The sequence below is a fragment of the Dactylosporangium sp. CA-139114 genome (assembly GCF_050955725.1).
GTDB lineage: Bacteria > Actinomycetota > Actinomycetes > Mycobacteriales > Micromonosporaceae > Dactylosporangium.
The window spans coordinates 4,500,866-4,517,963 of the sequence record NZ_CP192080.1; the positions used below are offsets into that span (position 1 = coordinate 4,500,866).

The 17,098-nt window shown below is 73.4% G+C and carries 15 protein-coding genes and 1 riboswitch; of the genes, 5 read left to right on the plus strand and 10 right to left on the minus strand.

Annotated elements, in window-relative coordinates; all coding sequences use genetic code 11:
* The first annotated feature begins 54 nt into the window (after positions 1 to 54).
* The gene (locus ACQP2P_RS20435; RefSeq protein ID WP_433618214.1) at positions 55 to 1,653 is read left to right on the plus strand and encodes a hypothetical protein; all 1,599 of its coding nucleotides are present in this window, start codon (positions 55 to 57) and stop codon (positions 1,651 to 1,653) included.
* Between the two features lie 16 nt (positions 1,654 to 1,669).
* Positions 1,670 to 4,636 carry a hypothetical protein gene (locus tag ACQP2P_RS20440; protein ID WP_433618216.1) on the plus strand — a complete coding sequence of 989 codons (2,967 nt, stop codon included), beginning with the start codon at positions 1,670 to 1,672 and terminating at the stop codon, positions 4,634 to 4,636.
* 9 nt (positions 4,637 to 4,645) lie between these two features.
* Here ACQP2P_RS20440 and ACQP2P_RS20445 read toward each other — a convergent pair whose 3' ends face one another.
* Positions 4,646 to 5,065, minus strand: coding sequence for an MscL family protein (locus ACQP2P_RS20445; protein ID WP_433618218.1), 420 nt, complete (start codon positions 5,063 to 5,065; stop codon positions 4,646 to 4,648).
* 159 nt (positions 5,066 to 5,224) lie between these two features.
* A complete protein-coding gene (locus ACQP2P_RS20450) occupies positions 5,225 to 5,584 on the minus strand; it encodes a hypothetical protein (RefSeq protein ID WP_433618220.1) in 360 nt (119 codons plus the stop codon).
* 336 nt (positions 5,585 to 5,920) lie between these two features.
* Between ACQP2P_RS20450 and ACQP2P_RS20455 the strand changes: the two genes are divergently transcribed.
* Entirely contained in the window at positions 5,921 to 6,889 is a 969-nt protein-coding gene (locus tag ACQP2P_RS20455) for a hypothetical protein (RefSeq protein WP_433618221.1), read from the plus strand.
* Positions 6,890 to 6,917: 28 nt separating this feature from the next.
* On the opposite strand, the gene ACQP2P_RS20460 is transcribed toward ACQP2P_RS20455, so the two are convergent.
* The 6 genes from ACQP2P_RS20460 to ACQP2P_RS20485 form a co-directional block, all read right to left on the minus strand.
* Positions 6,918 to 7,691, minus strand: a complete 774-nt coding sequence (locus ACQP2P_RS20460; protein ID WP_433618222.1) for an alpha/beta hydrolase family esterase — start codon at positions 7,689 to 7,691, stop codon at positions 6,918 to 6,920.
* Between the two features lie 140 nt (positions 7,692 to 7,831).
* Entirely contained in the window at positions 7,832 to 8,233 is a 402-nt protein-coding gene (locus ACQP2P_RS20465) for a VOC family protein (RefSeq protein WP_433074827.1), read from the minus strand.
* A 45-nt stretch (positions 8,234 to 8,278) separates the two neighbouring features.
* Positions 8,279 to 9,031 carry a phosphosulfolactate synthase gene (locus tag ACQP2P_RS20470; RefSeq protein WP_433618223.1) on the minus strand — a complete coding sequence of 251 codons (753 nt, stop codon included), beginning with the start codon at positions 9,029 to 9,031 and terminating at the stop codon, positions 8,279 to 8,281.
* A gap of 17 nt (positions 9,032 to 9,048) precedes the next feature.
* Positions 9,049 to 10,194 carry an acyltransferase gene (locus tag ACQP2P_RS20475; protein ID WP_433618224.1) on the minus strand — a complete coding sequence of 382 codons (1,146 nt, stop codon included), beginning with the start codon at positions 10,192 to 10,194 and terminating at the stop codon, positions 9,049 to 9,051.
* A complete protein-coding gene (locus tag ACQP2P_RS20480; RefSeq protein ID WP_433618226.1) occupies positions 10,191 to 11,705 on the minus strand; it encodes a class I adenylate-forming enzyme family protein in 1,515 nt (504 codons plus the stop codon). Before ACQP2P_RS20480 ends, ACQP2P_RS20475 begins: the two co-directional genes overlap by 4 nt.
* Before the next feature lie 565 nt (positions 11,706 to 12,270).
* Positions 12,271 to 13,506, minus strand: a complete 1,236-nt coding sequence (locus ACQP2P_RS20485) for an MFS transporter (protein ID WP_433618228.1) — start codon at positions 13,504 to 13,506, stop codon at positions 12,271 to 12,273.
* Positions 13,507 to 13,740: 234 nt separating this feature from the next.
* Positions 13,741 to 13,884, plus strand: a riboswitch (cyclic di-AMP (ydaO/yuaA leader).
* Positions 13,885 to 14,179: 295 nt separating this feature from the next.
* Here ACQP2P_RS20485 and ACQP2P_RS20490 point away from each other — a divergent pair.
* Entirely contained in the window at positions 14,180 to 14,941 is a 762-nt protein-coding gene (locus tag ACQP2P_RS20490; RefSeq protein ID WP_433618230.1) for a C39 family peptidase, read from the plus strand.
* Positions 14,942 to 15,158: 217 nt separating this feature from the next.
* Entirely contained in the window at positions 15,159 to 15,827 is a 669-nt protein-coding gene (locus tag ACQP2P_RS20495; protein WP_433618231.1) for a hydrolase, read from the plus strand.
* 392 nt (positions 15,828 to 16,219) lie between these two features.
* Here ACQP2P_RS20495 and ACQP2P_RS20500 read toward each other — a convergent pair whose 3' ends face one another.
* On the minus strand, positions 16,220 to 16,678 hold the full coding sequence (locus ACQP2P_RS20500) for a MerR family transcriptional regulator (protein WP_433618232.1): 459 nt from the start codon (positions 16,676 to 16,678) through the stop codon (positions 16,220 to 16,222).
* Positions 16,675 to 17,010, minus strand: a complete 336-nt coding sequence (locus ACQP2P_RS20505; RefSeq protein ID WP_433618233.1) for a hypothetical protein — start codon at positions 17,008 to 17,010, stop codon at positions 16,675 to 16,677. The genes ACQP2P_RS20500 and ACQP2P_RS20505 overlap by 4 nt, the downstream gene beginning before the upstream one ends.
* Positions 17,011 to 17,098 lie beyond the last annotated feature (88 nt).

A 17,098-nucleotide genomic window follows, 5' to 3' on the forward strand; every position in this document is an offset into this window, starting at 1 on the left:
CTCACACCCGCCACTTGGCTGGCCGGCGCCCGGCTCGCGGTCACACTGGGCGACGTGGCGCTCACCTGTACGGTGCTGGTCCGGGACGTCAACGGCCTGCCGATCGCCAACGCCCTGGTGAGCCTGGGCGGGGCGAGTGGCGGCACCGACGCGGCCGGGCGCTTCAGCACGGTGCTGGCGTCGCCGCCGCCGATCCCGCTGATCGTCGTGGCCCACCCGGCGTACGTGACCGAGCACATCGCCGTCGCCGGGGACCTGCGCACCGAGCCGTGGAACAACGCGCTCGCCCAGCGGGCCGTGGCCGGCGACGACGTCACGTTCACGGTGACGCTGGGGCGGCTCGACACGTGCCCCGTGGTGGAGCTCGACGCCGAGCAGATCAAGGCCGTGATGCGCCGGCCGGGCCGCGACCCGCACGCCGCGCTGCTGTGGCGGCCGCCCAAGTACCCCGCCGTGCGCGCCTACACCGGGCACTGGAACGACCAGCTCGACTGCTACGTCGCCGAGGATGACCTGCTGCCCGCGACCCCGGTCGCCGACACCGCCCGCGGCTGGGCCCAGTTTCGCCACCGGCTCGTGAAGGTCCAGGTCGACGCGCTCGGGCGGTTCTACTGGCTGCGCTACCCGGCGCCGCAGACGGACCAGATGCTCACCGTCGCCGTGTTCTCGCCGAACCTCGGGCGGCCCCGGCCGGTGTCGCGGCTGGACTTCGTGCTGTTCTACAGCCCGAACACGAGCTCGTACTCGGCGACCTACCCGTACGGGCTGATCAACCAGGACAGCCCGTTTCAGCAGTACTTCGACCTGGGCAAGAAGTACCTGCTCGACGAGTTCTACTTCGTCGCGCAGCTGCTGGCCCGCCGCAGCCGCGCGATCACGGTCATGCCGATCGCGCACGGCACCGACCTGGGGCCGCTCGTGACCGGCGAGGGGGCGCTGCGGCTGCTGCGCGAGGTGGCCGCGTTCCTGCACCGGCAGTGCCGCACCAGCTCGGCCGGGGTACGCCCGCCCGCCGACAATCCGGACGAGCTGTGCGGGCCGAACCTGCGCTCGCTGGCCCGGGCCGTGTTCAGCACCGACTTCGGGGCCGTGCCCCCGGTCGGCGCGGTCGCCGTGAGCGGGTTCAGCACCGGCATCGCCCCGGTGAAGCAGGTCATGAAGACGTTCCCGGTCACGCAGGGCACGACGCTGTGGGGCGTGCCGTCGACGGCCGGGACGGACGCGCCGCGCGTATGGGACGCGGCGTTCCGGGAGCTGTGGGACCTCGACGGGTTCCACCCGGACACGGGCGGGTGGAAGGCGTACCAGCAACTGCTGCGCACCTGGTTCGCCTTCGACGGCACCCGGGTCGTGCGCAGCTACCACTCGTCCGGGCGGGTCCCGCCGGATCCGCTCGCCGACCCCGACCCGGTCTGGAAGGACCTGCGCGGGGCCGGGCTGACGCTCGACCGGCAGCAGACGCCGCCGGGCCGCTGGGCGCGCATCCTGCAGAACACCCGCTGGACGAGCGTGCGCATGTCGGACTCGTACGTCGACTACGGACCGGGCGACGACCGGCCGGTCTTCCTCGACGCGCACCACACCACGCCCCGCATCGGCTTCTCGCACGCGGCCGGGATCACGGGGATCGGCAAGGTACCGCCCGGGGAATGACAGCGGAGGGGGACCCATGTACACCGTCAGCCTGATCGGCACGACACCGTTCCCGCGGATCGCGGGCGGCGGGTTCGCCCTGTGGCGGTACCGCGTCGACATCGACCAGCCCGCGCACGGCGGCCCGATCGGCCTCGGCTTCGGCACGGCCGTGGACATTCGCGACCCCTCGGCGTTCCCGGACGTGGCCCAGCTGCGGGGCACCCGGCTGCTGCGCCCGGGCGGCGAGGCGGCGGCGCTGCAGTTCGTGGTGCACGACGCCGACGACCTCTCGGACGGCTCGCTGGAGATCGCCTTCGTGGCGCCGGCCGGGCAGGACCGGTTCACCGCGGCGGCGCTGGTGACGCTGTCGGGCACCGACGCCGAGCACCCGCGCTTCCTGAACTTCCGCACCCAGCCGAGCGGGCCGGACAACGTGGTGCAGGCGCTCACCGGCCCGGCGGTCGTCGCCGCGGCGCCGGCCCCGCAGCCGGCGGGTGAGCCGGCGGGGGAGGAGGCGAAGAAGGGCGTGCTGCCCTACGCCAGCGAGCTGTTCGGGGTGTACCAGCCGCTCGTCGGATGGCGCTCGACGCTGCAGCACGAGCACCTCGCCGAGGCGACGTCGAGCCGGTTCCGCCAGGCGGCCCGGCTCGTGGACCCGGCGATGCTCGAGCCGGCCGCGAGCCCCGCGCCGCCGGCCGAGCCGCGGGGGCCGGTGGTGCGCCTCGCCCCCGAGCCGGACGAGCGCACCGTCGCGATGAACCTCCGCGAGGGGCTGGTGCTCGACCCGGGCATGCGGCCGGGGACCGCGCCCGCGCCCGCACCCGCTCCGGCGCCCGTGCGCGAGGACGGGGCGGCCGGGGCGTTGCTGCGGTACCTGCGCCGGACGTCGCCCCGGACGGTCCAGCAGATGCTGACGCCGAAGGTGCCGGCCTGGCAGCGGGTGCTCGCCGCGGCCACGTGGTTCGCCGAGGACCACCCGGCCCGCTCCGCGTTCCTGTCGCCGATCGGGTTGCTGCACATGTTCCGCGAGTACTTCTTCGAGATCGGCACGTTCCTCGGCCCGCCGGTCGGGCACGTGTGGATCAGCCCCGGCGGCCAGGTCGAGCTCGTCGAGGTCAACACCCGCCGGCAGCTCGTCGAGCGCACCGTCGAGCAGTCCGCCGAGACCACCACGAAGACCGAGGTGGCGCAGACCGACCAGGACGAGCTGTCCGACGCGGTGAAGGTCGAGAACGCCAACGACACCCGCCTCGGCGTGACCGCGAGCGCGAGCGGCGGCGTGGCCGGCATCTTCCAGGCCAGCGGCAGCGGCAGCTTCAACCTCGACAGCTCCCGCAAGCAGGCCCAGGAGCAGACCCACAAGCGGATGCGGGAGCAGAGCTCGAAGCTGTCCAGCGAGGTCCGCCAGAACTACAGGACGACGTTTCGCACCGTCACCGAGACCACCGACACGTCCAGCCGCCGGTACCTGCTGCAGAACACCACCGACCGGCTCGTCAGCTACCAGCTGAGCCGCAAGATGCGCAAGGTGGCGGTGCAGGTCCAGGATCTCGGCGAGCAGCTGTGCTGGCAGCTCTACATCGACAACCCGGGCGACCCGCTGGGCCTGGGCGAGTTCGTGCACGCCACCTCCGCGGCCCTGGACCCGGGCGTCAAGGCCCCCGACTACAAGCCCTACCCGGCCAACATCGACAAGACGCACTCGCTGGCGATCCCGTTCATCCTGTACCAGGGCGCCGACGACGAGGCCGAGAACACCTATGAGCTCTCGGGCGACAACGCCGACCACGGCATCTTCAAGCCCGACGCCGGCAAGGACGACATCATCCAGTTCAAGTTCGCGTTCAAGTGCCCGCCGCCGCCGGCCGGGTTCGTGCTGGACGCCGTCAGCAGCCTCGACTTCCACGGCGCCCAGGTCAACTTCAACGTCGACGCGCCGGACGTGCAGAACAACAGCTTCGTCGTGCACCTCACCCACGCGAGCTTCGGCGGCCGGCCGGCGATCCCGTTCGACGCCAACCTGGTGTACGCGCCCACGCCCGAGGCCCGCGCCGCGATCGACCGCGCCAACGCGGACCTCAAGACCGCCTACGACGACGAGGTGGCGCTGAAGAAGGAGCAGCTGTTCTACGACACGCTGCGCAGCCGGCTCAAGCTGGTGAGCCAGGTCCGGCCGCGGCCCCAGGAGGATCTGCGGGCCGAGGAGCGCAGCATCGTCTACCGCTCGCTCATCAAGCGGTTGTACGGCAACGAGAACGGCTGGACCAACGAGGACTACCACGTCGCGTCGGAGCTGATCCGGTATCTGTTCGACGTCGACTCGATGCTGTACTTCGTCGCCCCCGACTGGTGGCGCCCGCGCGAGCAGCGCCTGGCCGCCAAGGACGACCAGGGCGAGCTGCAGCCGACGATCATCGCCGAGCCCGCGCTCAGCGACCGGGTCGCGCGGATCGGCAAGGGCCGCCCGCGGGTCATCCCCGGACACCGGCCGTATTACCTCATCACCGAGGAGACCGCGCCCGCACCGCAGGGCGCCTCGCTGGGCTGGCTGATCCAGCTCGACGGCGACGTGCACCGCAACGCGTTCCTGAACTCGCCCTGGGTCAAGGCGGTGCTGCCGATCCGCCCGGGCCGCGAGCGCGAGGCGATGGCGTGGCTGCGCCGCCCCGAGGTCGCGGGCAGCGACGGGCTGGACGAGCCCTATCCGTTCGACGCCACGCAGGACCCGCCGCAGTACCGCGGGCAGAGCATCGGCCAGGTGCTGCTGCTCATCGCCGACCGCATCCGCGCCGAGCACGAGGCCTCCCTGACCCCGGTCCCGGCCGACCCGGGCCGGGTCGGCAGCGAGCTGACCCTGCCCACCGAGACCGTGTTCAGCAAGGGCTTCGACCCGCTGGAGGGCGGCATCAAGTTCGGCGCGGCGCCGTTCGCCGTGTTCAGTCAGTGGATGGAGATCCTGCCCACCGACCAGGTCGTCGCCACCGAGTACACCCTGCCGTAGCCGGATCGCTCAGCCGACCCCGGCGAGCTCGCTGGTGCAGTGCGGGCACCGGTGCGCGCCCGTCGGCAGGTCGGCGAGCTTGCAGCTCGGGCACTCCTTGGTCGGCGGCGGGTCGGCGAAGACGGTCTTGCCGCGGTGGCTCATGTACGCCCGGTACGGCACCACGATCAGGAAGTAGATGACGGCCATGAAAATGATGAAGTAGATGAGTGCGCCGATGAAGGCGCCGACGTCGATGCGTTGACCGTTGATCGTCCAGCCGAGGCCCTTCCCGGCCGCTCCTCCGCCCCCGACCGCGCCGATCAGCGGCGTGATGATGCTGTCGGTGAACGTCTTGATCAAGGTGCTGAAGGCCAGCGCGACGACCAGGCCGACCGCGACGACGATCAGGTCACCCTGCATGAGAAAGTTCTTGAAGCCCTTCAACATCTGGCAATCCCCTGCGGTGAAGCGGGTTGCTGTGCCCCCGGTCGCCCCATGCAACCATCGCGCGGGGCGGACGGGGGCGGGAGTGCTGCCGCGTCACCTCGCGCGCGTTCGGGGATCACCCGGTGCCCGGTCCGGCGGGCCGGGCACCGGTCGACGCTGTCAGCTCGTGGGCGCGGCGCCGCTCGCCCCCTGGGAGCCCTGCATGCCACCGTCGTGCATGGGGTGCATCAGGACGTAGGTCGCGGTGTACGTCGCCGAAGAGCCGGTGCCCTGGACCGTGCCGGCCACGAAGACGGCCGATCCCTTGCCGACCTGCCCGGACTGCAGGCCCGTGCGCATCGACACCACCTTGGTGTCCGGCCCCACGGTCCAGGTGCGGGTGAAGCCGTCGGACGACTGCACGGTCACGTCGGACCCGCTCACCTGGCTCACGGTGCCATGCTGGATGGCCACGCGGACCTGCCCCTGCTCCGTCTGGACCGTGCCCTCGCCGTGCAGCACGCCCTTGAGCCCGTGCATGCCACCACCCTGGTGTTGCTGGGGCGGCGCCGTCTGTGTCGTGCCGGGGCCCGGGGCTCCCGGGCTCGGCTGCTGGGCCGACGCGGCCACCGGGACACCGGTGGCGATTGCGGTAGCGGCGGTCGCGGCCATGACTACTCGCCGTATGCGATACATGATCCCTCCTTCGCTCACCTCACTTGGGGCCTGCTACCAACCGCGCCAGCAGACGTAACCCGATCAGGGCGAGAAATTCGCGCTTCGCCCTCGCACGTCACCCTCGGCCGGTGCGGCGGCGCGGGTGCCGAGCCGGCCGGGCCACCGCATAACCGCCGGATCGCCGGGTAGCGTGCCGCGGTGAACGTACGGACGAACGAACCTCACGTCGGGATCACCCCGAACCTGTTCGGCATCGCGTACGGCCTGACCGGCCTGGCCGGCTGCTGGGGCTATGCCGCGGTGCTGCAGTTCGCGCCCGCGATCGTGTCCGACGCCCTGTGCGTCCTGGCGGCCGTCGTCTGGCTCACGCTCATCGTGGGCTACGTCATGCAGGTGTCGCGGCGACCGGGCGGCTGGACCGCCGAGCTGACCGACCCGGTGCTCGGGCCCTTCGTCTCGCTGATCCCGATCGTCGGCATGCTGCTGGCCATCGGCCTGATGCGCCACGACCACGCGGCGGGGCAGGGGGTGTTCGGGGTGTTCGTCATCCTCACCATCGCGCTCGCCGGGTGGATGGTCGGCCAATGGATCACCGGCGGCCTCGTCCTGGACAAGCTGCACCCCGGATACGTGCTGCCGACCGTCGCCGGGGGGCTCATCGCCGCCATCGGCGCGAGCCTCGCCGGCTGGCCGGGCCTCGCCCGGGTGTTCTTCGGCCTCGGGCTCGTGTCGTGGCTCGTCATCGAGTCGGTGGTGCTGGCCCGGCTGGCCTTCCGCCCCCCGCTCCCCCCGCAGCTGCAGCCCACCCTGGCGATCGCGTCGGCCCCGCCCGCCCTCGCCGGCCTGGCCTACCTGGCCACCACCCACGGCAAGGTCGACGCCGTGGCCTTCGGGCTCGCCGGTTACACGCTCCTGGCCGTGCTGGTCCAGCTCCGGCTCATCGGCGTCTACCGCCACCTGCGCTTCACCTCCGGGTTCTGGGCGTACGCCTTCCCCTACGCGGCGGTCGCCACGTTCGCGCTGCACTGGATCGCCTACGCCCACCCGCCGGGGTACCGGATCTGGGCCTGGATCGTCATTCTCGCGATCACCGCGTTCGTCGTCGCGCTCGCGGCCGAGACCACCGCGGCGCTCGCCCGCCACCGGTTCCTGCCGCAGCTGCCCTGAACACGCTGTCCCGCGGCACGGCCGGGGTTCAGCGCCGGCAGCCCGCCGCCGCGTTGCCGACGGTGTGCAAGAAGTCCCAGGTCACCTGCGCGCCCGACGGGGTGCGGTCGTCGCCCGCCGGCCAGTCGTGGCTGCCGCCCCGGTAGACGGCGAGCCGTACGCACCGCCCGGTGCCGCAGCCCGACCACGTGCTCGTGGTCAGGTTGCCCTGCGTGCGGGTGCTCGGGGTGGCGGGACAGCGGTTCGTCCGGCGGTACTGCTGCGCCTGCCCCTCGACGGTGGGCTGGGTGTAGCCGTCGGCGGTGCGGGGCGGTCCGCCGGGGCCGATGGTCAGCTCCGGGTCGCCGGTCGCGGCGACCTCGAGCAGCGACACCGGCGCCGGGTCGGGGCACGGCATCGAGCTGACGGCCGCGTAGGACGCGACGGCCGCGAAGCGCCGGGGGGCCGCGCACGCCATGCGCAGGGCCATCTTGCCGCCGTTGCTGTACCCGACCAGGAACACCCGGCCGGAGTCGGCGTCGGGCTGGGTGGCGAGCACCTTGTCGACGACGGCGTCGAGGAAGGCGACGTCGTCGACCGCGGCGGCCCGGGCGGGGCCGCAGCAGGAGCCCGCGTTCCAGGACTGGCCGACCCCGGTGGGGTACACCAGGATCGCCGGCCCGGTCACGTCGGCGAACCCGCTGCGCTTGTGCTCGTACTCCGGCGTGACGCAGCAGCCGTGCAGGTCGACCAGCACCGGCAGCCGGGCCGCACCGGGCGCGAACGGGCGGACCAGCAGGTAGCCGCGGGGGAGCCCGTCCACGACGATCGGGACGGTCGCCTGCGTCCACCTGACGGGCGGTCCCGGCGATGGTCGCACGGCCGGCGAGCGCGAGGCGGTCAGGGCCAGGCACGCGACCGTGACGAGCGCCGCCGCGGTGTGCGGCCGTCGCCTCCGTCCGGTCAGTACTGCAGCCTCGGGTCGTCGTACTGCTTGAACTCCAGCACGTTGTTGGACGGGTCGACGAGGAAGATGGTGCGGTGCTGCTCGGCGGTGCCCTCGAATCGGACCGTGGGGCCGGACAGGACGCGCAGCTTGCGGTGCTCGACCAGCTGCAGCAGCCGGTCGAAGTCCTCGGTGCGGGCGAACGTGACCCCGAAGTGCCGCGGATACTCGACGGGCTGGGCGGCCACGGCGTCGGCGTCGAGGTGGCAGACGAGCTGGTCGCCGAAGAAGTCGAACGTGACGCGGTCGTCGTAGCGGCGGGCCAGCTTGGCGCCGAGGCCGAAGACGTAGAACCGCACCGCCTCGTCGAGATCGTGGGTGGGCACCGCGACGTGGAAGGCGTCGTGCGTGGATCGCATGGGTCTCGGTCTCCTCGACGGGTTCAGGGAACGGGTGGGATTTCTTCAGAGCTCGCCGGACGGGCTCGACGGGGCCATGGCCACGTGCAGCAGGGTGTCGCCGCGCAGCCCGCGGCGCAGCGTCTCCGCCCCGAGGACGTCGGTCGCGGCGATGTTGCCCAGGTTGACGTCCGGGCCGAGGGCGGTGATGAGCTCGACCTGGAGCGTCTTGGTCGGCGCCTCGAACATCACCTGAGCGGTGGGGAGGCCGGCGACGACCGCGTCCAGGACGTCGCGGCGCAGGTGCCCGTCGGGCCGGGCGATGCCGCTGCGGCCGCTCTCGCGGGCCTCGGTGACGACCATCATGGCGCCGGCGTCGAGGTCCTCGCCCATCGCGTCGACCCACTGCTCCGGGGTGAGCCGCGCCGAGCGGTCGGCATCCTTGTACCCGACCTCGGACAGCACGGGGCGGTACTGCGACAGGCGCCGCACGTGGTCGGCCTTGGCGCGCTGGTCCAGCGGAATGGTGCCGTTGGACACCTCGATGTGGGTGGCGCCGGTACGCCGGACCAGCTGCAGGTACTCGTCCAGCCGCCCGGTCCACAGCTGGTGCTCGAACAGCGTGCCGCCGAAGTAGAACCCGATCGCGGCCTCCCGCAGCACCCCGGCCTTGCGGTCGAGGTCCCGGGTCACCAGCGCCGTGCCCCAGCCGAACTTGACCAGGTCGATGTAGTCGCCGTGGCTGGTGACGAGGTCGGTGAAGGCGGCGGTGGGCAGCCCGCCGTCGATCACCATCGTGATGCCGGGTGACGTTCGCATCGCATCCTCCTCGAGGGTCATTGCCTGGTGCCGCGCCGAGCTCGGCCGGTCAGCGGCAGGCTGAGCGGCGTGCGCAGCGCCACCGCCACCGCCACCCAGCACGCCAGGTAGATCAATGGGACGACGGCCGTCGCGGCCGCGGTGACGAGCGGGCCGGGCTGCCGCTGGGCCACGGCGGCCAGGCCCGAGGCCGCGGCCACCGCCAGCAGACCCTGCAGCAGCAGCGGGTGAGCCAGGTAGACCCCGAACGAGGCGTCCGAGGCGGAGCGCACCAGCCGCCGGCCCGGGGCGCCCCGGCGCTGCCAGGCGACGCCGCAGGCCAGGAACGCCCACGCGACGGCGACGCTCTCCACCACGACGACGGGCTGGAACACGGCGCCGGCGACGAGCGGGGGCTGGCGCAGGACCGACGCGCGCACGAAGAAGACCCCGACGCCCGCGGCGACGGCGAGCGCGCATCCGGCGAACACCCACCACATCCGCTCGAACGTCCGTCGCATGAGCGCCTCCGCGTGCCAGGCCGCCACGCCACCGGCCACGACGAACCCGAGGTAGCTGGGCAGGTAGGCGCTGGGGTCGCCGAGCCCGGGCACCGATCCGCGCTGCACGGCGGTGTAACAGCCGGCCTGGTAGACGGCCGCGGCGGCCAGCAGCCACCCGTGCCGGCCCCGGGTGGCCGTGAGCAGCCGGCGCAGCAGCGGGAACACGAGGTACAGCTGCATGGTCACCAGCAGGAAGTACAGGTGGTAGCGGGCGCCGCCGGTCAGCAGGTCGCGCGCGAGCCCGCTCAGCGCCCGGCTCCCCGGCCACAGCGGCCCGCCGCCGGCGGCGTAGTACACCGCGGTCCACACCACGTACGGCGCGCCGATCAGCAGGTAGCGCCTCCGCCAGAACGCCCACCAGCTCGACGGCGCGCGATCGCGGCGACTGTAGACGAGCACGAACGCGGTGAGCAGGAAGAACACCTCGCGGCTGACGTGCAGCACGATGAGCGGCGCACCGTTGGACAGCGTCACCCCGCCCGGCTGCTGGGCGAGCACGTGGACGGCGATGACGAGCCCGACGGTGAGCACCCGGACGACATCGAGCGCGCCGAGGTGGGCCGGGGCTCGTGCCCGCTCCTGCCGTGCCAGCGTGGCGGCGCCGGGCGGTGGCCCGCTCACCGGCCGCCGCCCAGGGCCGCCGCGTCGGCGCGGAGGGCACGGCGGAGCACCTTGCCCGTGGGGCCGGCCGGCAGCTCGGCGGTGACGGTGACGGCGGCCGGGCACTTGTGGCGGGGCAGGCGCTCGGCGCACAGCCGCTGGAGCTCCTCGACGACACCCGCCCGCGTGTGCGACGGCCGGAGCATGACGAAGGCGACCGGTACCTGACCGAGCCGCTCGTGCGGCGCGGCGACCACGGCGGCCGAGCGCACCCCGGGGTGGCCGAGCAGGACGTGCTCCACCTCCTGCGGGTGGAGCTTCTCGCCGCCCCGGTTGATCACGTCATCGGCCCGGCCGACCAGGTACACGTAGCCGTCCTCGTCGCGGTACCCCAGATCGCCGGTGGGCAGCCACCCGTTCGCGTCGCGGGCCGGCCGGCTCGCCTCCGCCCCGTGCGGGTTCAGCCGCAGGTACCGGTGGGCCACCGGCCGGCCGTGCAGCATCACCATGCCCTGCGCACCCGGCGGGACGGGCCGGCCGTCAGGATCGGCGACCGCGAGCCCGACGCCGACCGGCAGCCCGACGGAGCCGGCCCGCCGGGCGGAGGCGTCGAGCGGGTTGGCGGTGATCTGGCCCGCCGCCTCGGTCATCCCGTACGTGTTCAGCACCGCGACACCGGTGCGCGCGGTGAACGCGTCCTGCGTCGGGCCGGGCAGCGGCGCCGAAGCACAACGCGCGAAACGCACCCCGGCCAGGCTCGCCTCGGGCGGCGCGGGCTGCGCGGCGAGGGCGTCCAGGATCGCCGGGACGGTGTTGAGCCAGGTGGGGGACCATCGCGCCACCCGCGACCAGTACGCGTCGGGCTCGAAGCGGCCGTCCAGCACCAGCGACGCGCCGCTGACCAGCGCCGCGAGCAGCCCCATCACCTGGGCGTTCACGTGGAACAGCGGCAGGGGGCTGTACCCGCGCTGGCCCGGCCCGAACCGGTGGTGCCAGGCGACCCGGCGGGCCGCGTGCAGCAGCTGCGCCTGCGACAGCGGAACACCCTTCGGCTCACCCGTCGTGCCGGACGTGGCCAGCAGCACGGCGGGGCGCAGGGCGGCATCGGCGCTGGGCCGCACGCCGGTCGGCGGTGCGCCCGTCGGCACCGGCGCGGCGCTCCCGGCCACCCAGATCTCCACCCCCGCCCCCGGCGACGACAGCGGCGCGTCGGTGACCACGACGTCGACCCGCAGCCGGGCGAGGAAGTCCTCCAGCGCCGGCGCCGGCAGCCGGGGATCGACGGGCACCACCGTGAGCCCGGCGGCCAGCCCCCCGAGGTAGGCGGCGGCGAAGCGCAGCGGGTCGGCGACGAAGAGGCCGATCCGCGCGCCCGGCGGCACCCGGCGCGCCGCGGCCAGCCGCCGGAGCCGTCCGGCGTAGGAGGCCAGGGCCGGCCACGAGACCGCGTGACCGTCCGCGCCGGCGATGAACGCCGGCTCCCGCGGCTGCTCCCGCGCTCGTGCGGCCAGCAGCCGAGCCACCACCGTCATGCGCCTCGCCTTCCCGTACTTCCTTTGCACACAAGGGTTTCAAGGGTTTCAAGGGTTTCCGGTGCATACGCGGCCCTACCCAGCGGCGGACGACGCAATCGCCGGACGCCGCACAGCAACCTCCCGGCCGGCGGCGGTGCGCGGGGATCGCTCGCGGTGGCCGCACCGGCACCCTCCGCGAGGGACCTCGACGGTTGCGCTACCGCAACGTCACGCCGGCCGCAGCACCGGCACGACGCGCGCGGCGGAGACCTACGCGTTCACCCCGCACCAGGCGCGCTGCGTGCGGACCGCGTTCTGGCGGAACGCCGAGCAGCACCTGTTGGGCCGGCATCACGGAGGCGGCGGTGCTCAACGGCGACGACCACGACTACGAGCGCTTCGCGCCCCAGCGCCCCGACGGCGTCGCGACCCCGGCCGGCATCCGCGAGTTCGGCACCGGCGGTGCGGGCCTGCGCCCGTTCGGCGCCACCGTCGCCAACAGCGAGCGGCGCATCGCCGGCACGCACGGCCCCGAGATCGTCAGCCAGTGGCACCAGCGGCCCGCCGCCCGGCCGGGCCGGCGTCATCGCGCGGTGAGCGCCGTGCGGTGCGCGGCGTGCATCCGCCGGTCGACGATCAGGAGCAGCACCGCGGCGGCCACGGCGGCCGCGGCCAGCACGAGCCAGAGCGGCACGCGGGCGCCGAGCAGGAACACCGCGATGGGCGGGCCGACGGTGTTGCCGACCTGGAACACCGCCCACGCCGCGCCGGAGGAGCGCCCGAGTGTGCCCTTCGGGGCGATCCGCTCGACGAGCGTGTAGAACGCCGGGCTGTACGCGCACTCGCCCAGCGCGAAGGTGACCATCATGACGGCCAGGAGCGCGACCCGGGGGCCGCCGGTGAGCGCCCCGGCGGTGTAGCCCAGCAGCCACGCCGCCGCCCACAGCAGTCCCATGGTGATCAGCGCCCTGGTCTTGTGCACCCGCTCCACCCAGCGAGACACCGGCAGCTGCCCGATGAGGACCACGGCGGTGGCGACGGCGTAGAGACCGCCGACCAGCGCGGTGGAGCCGGACATCTCGGTGCGGATGACCAGCGGCACGCCGCTCTCCATCTGGGCCAGGCCGAAGGTGACCAGCAGCAGCTGCGCGACGAGCAGGAGGGCGTAGTTGAGGCCGGGCCGGAACCGGACGAGCCGCTCCCGGTGCTGCGCCGCGTCGCCGTCGGATCGCGGCAGCGGCACGCGGAAGAGGATGATCAGGGCGTACACCGCGCAGCTGACCCCGTTCGCCACGCACATCCACCGATAGCCGGTGGCGGAGCCGAGCAGCACACCGCCGAGCCCGGCCCCGGCCCCGAGGCCGAGGTTGAGCAGCAGGTAGCGCAGCGACATCGTGCGGACCTTGGCCTCGGCGGTGGCGCTGAGCGCGGTGATGATCGGCACCACGGCGGGCAGGAACGCGCCGGTCCCGACCCCGATGACGAGGACCGCCGCCAGCTCGGCGGCGTACCCGGACCCGAGTGCGACCAGCAGCCAGCCCACGGTCTGGGTCAGCAGCGCGGCGACCGCCACGATCCGCGGCGAGTGCCGGTCCACGAGCCAGCCCCCGACGACCGACATCGGCACGGCCGCACCGGCCAGGACGAGCAGCAGCAGTGCGATCGCTGCGGCGGACAGGCCGCGGAACTGGCTCAGATAGATGGCCAGAAAGGGGTAGCACAGCCCGGTGCCGACCGCGGACACGCCGTAACCGGCGACGAACCACCATGCCGCGGCGCCGAGCCGCCGCGTCGCTCCGCCGGTCCGGTCACCGCGCATTGCCAGCTCCTCCCGTGTCGCCTTGCCGGCGGTGTCGAAGATGCCCTCGCGGCCGTCGGATGTCCAATCGCCGTCCGCCGCCGGGCCACGGATCTGACGGTCCGTGGGTCGGCGGCCGCGTTGTGTAGTTGCGCGGAGTGCGCTTCTTCCAGCTAGCAGGTCTAGGCGAGGCCGGCGGCCCTGCGTAACGTCATGACTCGCTCGCCCCGGTTCGTGTCCACAACGGGTGGCGCCGGGACGGGCCCGCTGAGTCGTGCCATGCACGAGCCGGGGACCCACCGCACGTCTGGGGTGAATCCGCGGGCCGAGTGCCCGCGGTAGGGCGACCTTCGCGCCCGAATCCGTCAGCTAACCCGGTAAGCGGATGCGTGAGGGAGATTCGCCTGTGCACAGCCGCAACCCCTGTTGCAGCCATCCTCGCCCGGAGCATGTAGGCCCGGGTCTGCGTCGATCGCCGGCGGCCGCCGAGCGCTGATCACACGCAGGGCGGACCGCCGTCGCGCGGCGCCGAGTGGCGCCGCGGGCGTGCCGGGACGCGTTGCTCCGCGCGGCCCACGCCGTATCGCGGTGGCCGGCCCATGCGGCCCGCCCCCGAGCGCCGTGCCGCGCGCACAACCCCCGATGCTCAACCCTGATCGATCGCCCCTGCGCGGGGTTTTTGAGGAGAGTCGCAATGCATGCTGAACCCGTACGTGAGCAGGCCGGCCGCATCCGAGGCATCCGCCGGGTGCGAGCGGTCGCGATCTCGGGCGCCCTGCTCGCCGCGACCGCCGCGGCCGTCAGCGCGTGCGGCCAGGTCGCCGACACGTCGTCGGCCCCCGCGGCCGCAGTGGGCGCTCCGGCGGCCGGGCTTGATGCCGCCCGGGCCGTGCCTGACCCGGCCGCCGCGGCGCCGACGCAGTCCACGGCGCCGGCCCCGGCGGAGAAGGTGCTCGCCTACGACTTCCAGCTGCAGCCCAACTTCTACTACTGCGGCCCGGCGGCCACCCGGATCGCGCTGACGGCGGCGGGTCACGCCATCAGCCAGGACCGGGCCGCGTCGTTGCTGGGCACCACCACGAACGGGACGAACTCGGCCCTGGACACCACCCGGGTGCTCAACAGCGTGATCGGCGGCGGCCGCACGGTGTACCGCACCAGGGAGATTCCGGCCTACCCGGCGACGCCGGCGCAGGCGAAGCAGTTGCAGGCCGACGTGGTGTCCACCGTCAGCAGCGGGCGGGCGGTCGTCGCCAACATCGCCGGGCACCTCACGGACAACGCCGGTGTCTTCCACTCCTACGAGGGCGGGCACTACCTCACCGTCGTGGGGTACCAGGACGGCGGCAGCACAGTGAAGATCGCCGATCCGGCCAATCCCCGGGGCGACGGCACCTACTGGGTCAGCACCCCTAAGCTGGCTGACTGGATCTCCCAGCGCGGCTACTCGTACTGAGCCCGGCGCCGTAGAACTGACGTAGATGAAGGCCTCCGGCCCGGGGTGGCGCGCTCCGGGGCCGGAGGCCTGCACATGACAGCACTCACCACGTGGCGACGGGGGTTTTCCCCGGCCGGCCGGGGGTAGCTCGGAGCCGACGGTGGTGAGCGGGCCGCTCGCCTTCGGGCCGGTCGCAGCCGCTCGCCGTACGGCCAGTCGCAGCGTGGAGGACGCGATGACCAGCCTTCCCAAGCGTGACCCGGCGAAGGATCACCTGCTGAGCCCGGGCAACGCGGCACTCGTGATCATCGACTACCAGCCGCCGCAGATCTACACGGTGCGGTCCATGAACACCGGGCGGATGCTCAACAACATGGTCGCGCTCGCGCGTCTCGCCCGGGTGTTCAACGTGCCGACCGTCCTTTCGACCGTGAACGTGCAGTCGGGCGTGAACCCGGACACGGTGCCGCAGCTGCGAAACGAGCTTCCCGACATCCCCTCGTACGACCGGACGCAGATCAACGCGTGGGAGGACAGGGAGTTCCTCGACGCGGTGAAGGCCACGGGGCGCCGCAAGCTCATCATGTGCGCACTGTGGACGGAGGCGTGCCTGCTGTTCCCGAGCCTGGACGCGCTCAACGAGGGGTACCAGGTCTTCCCGGTCGTCGACGCGCTCGGGGGTACGACGATCGAGTCGCACCAGAATGCGCTCGAGCGCATCAACAACGCCGGGGCGCAGCCCACGACGTGGAACTCGGTCGCGTGTGAACTCCAGCGGGACTGGGCCCGCACCGAGACGGTGGAGGGCTTCCTGCAGACCGTCATCGACCAGAACGAGGACTGGGGCTGGTACGAGGAGCTGCGCGGGCGCGGGAAGCGGCTGCAGACCCCGGTTCCTGTGTAGCCCGCCCGGCCGCGTCCGCCGCCGCTCGGCAGCCGCCGCGGTCACGGGCCGTGGCGGCCGCGGTCGTCGGTCAGCAGCGACAGTCCTCCGCGCAGCCGTGGCTCGCGGTGGGCGTCGCGGCGGCGCGGCGGCGCGGCGGGGGCTGCGGCGGCGGTGCAGCCACCACAGGCCGAGCCCGGTCGCGGCCAGGCCGGTGGAGACGGCAAGGAGCGTCTGGCGCAGGATCGCGGCGCCCGCCGTGGTGAGCACGCCGGCGGCGACGAGCGGCGGCAGGGCGCAGCAGGCGGCGCAGGCGATCGCGGCGAGGACCCCGCTGACCTTGGATCGCAGCGGCGGCCCGTGGTCCACCGGCGGCTGCTCGGGGCGGGCGGGCGCGGGCCGCAGGAGCAGGCTCATGTGTGGTCTCCGTCGGGGTCGGGGCGGGTGCCGATGGTCAGCATCGGCATCGGACAGTCGGCGCAGGTGCAGTTGGTGAGGGAGTCGCAGCGGGCGTCGACGACCTCGGTCAGGGCCGCCCGGATCGCGGTGAGGTCGGCGATCTTCGCGTCCACCTCGGCGATCTTGTCGAGGGCGCGCTGGCGCAGGTCGGGCGTCGGGTGCCGGCGGCGGCCGGTGTCGAGGAGGCCGGCGACCTCGTCGAGGGTGAAGCCGAGCCGTTGCGCGACCTTGATGACCTGCAGCAGGGCGACGGTGCCGGGCGGGTAGAGCCGGTGGCCGCCCAGGGTGCGATCGGGCGGGGCGAGCAGGCCGCGGCGCTCGTAGTACCGCAGCGTCTGGATGTTCACCCCGGCCCGCCCGGCGACCTCGCCGGAGCGCAGCCCGGCCTCCTCGGCGGGCGGGCTGGTGGTCATGGGGTCGCCCCGGCCGCGCGCTCGGTGAGTGAGGCGAGGACGGCGGCGTGGGCGGCGGGGACCTCGACGTCGAGGACGAGCGCCTCGCCGTGCGCGGCGGCCTGCGGGGTGACGGTGAAGGTGAAGCACGAGCAGCAGGCGGTCTCGCGGGCGGCGAGGTCCCGCACCGCGGCCTCGAGGCCGGCGGGGCCGGTCAGGCGCATCCGGGCGTGGGTGGGGCTCACGGCGGTGACGGTGCGGGTGGCGGTGCCGAACAGGGCGTCGAACTCGGCCAGTCGCAGCGGGCGGTCCGCGGCCGGCAGGGTGCAGGCGCCGGGTATGTCGAAGGTCATCGCAGCTCCTCGCGCTGGCGGTTGGCCTTGACGATAAACCTGTACCCGAGTACCGGATGCAAGTGCGGGGCGCGGCTACGGGGTCAGG

Coding starts and splice junctions, on each gene's coding strand:
- ACQP2P_RS20470 (WP_433618223.1), bottom strand. CDS start 9,031: ATGCGAACGTCACCCGGCATCACGATGGTGATCGACGGCGGGCTGCCC.
- ACQP2P_RS20465 (WP_433074827.1), bottom strand. CDS start 8,233: ATGCGATCCACGCACGACGCCTTCCACGTCGCGGTGCCCACCCACGAT.
- ACQP2P_RS20495 (WP_433618231.1), top strand. CDS start 15,159: ATGACCAGCCTTCCCAAGCGTGACCCGGCGAAGGATCACCTGCTGAGC.
- ACQP2P_RS20500 (WP_433618232.1), bottom strand. CDS start 16,678: ATGACCACCAGCCCGCCCGCCGAGGAGGCCGGGCTGCGCTCCGGCGAG.
- ACQP2P_RS20445 (WP_433618218.1), bottom strand. CDS start 5,065: ATGTTGAAGGGCTTCAAGAACTTTCTCATGCAGGGTGACCTGATCGTC.
- ACQP2P_RS20490 (WP_433618230.1), top strand. CDS start 14,180: ATGCATGCTGAACCCGTACGTGAGCAGGCCGGCCGCATCCGAGGCATC.
- ACQP2P_RS20440 (WP_433618216.1), top strand. CDS start 1,670: ATGTACACCGTCAGCCTGATCGGCACGACACCGTTCCCGCGGATCGCG.
- ACQP2P_RS20450 (WP_433618220.1), bottom strand. CDS start 5,584: ATGCACGGGCTCAAGGGCGTGCTGCACGGCGAGGGCACGGTCCAGACG.
- ACQP2P_RS20505 (WP_433618233.1), bottom strand. CDS start 17,010: ATGACCTTCGACATACCCGGCGCCTGCACCCTGCCGGCCGCGGACCGC.
- ACQP2P_RS20485 (WP_433618228.1), bottom strand. CDS start 13,506: ATGCGCGGTGACCGGACCGGCGGAGCGACGCGGCGGCTCGGCGCCGCG.
- ACQP2P_RS20480 (WP_433618226.1), bottom strand. CDS start 11,705: ATGACGGTGGTGGCTCGGCTGCTGGCCGCACGAGCGCGGGAGCAGCCG.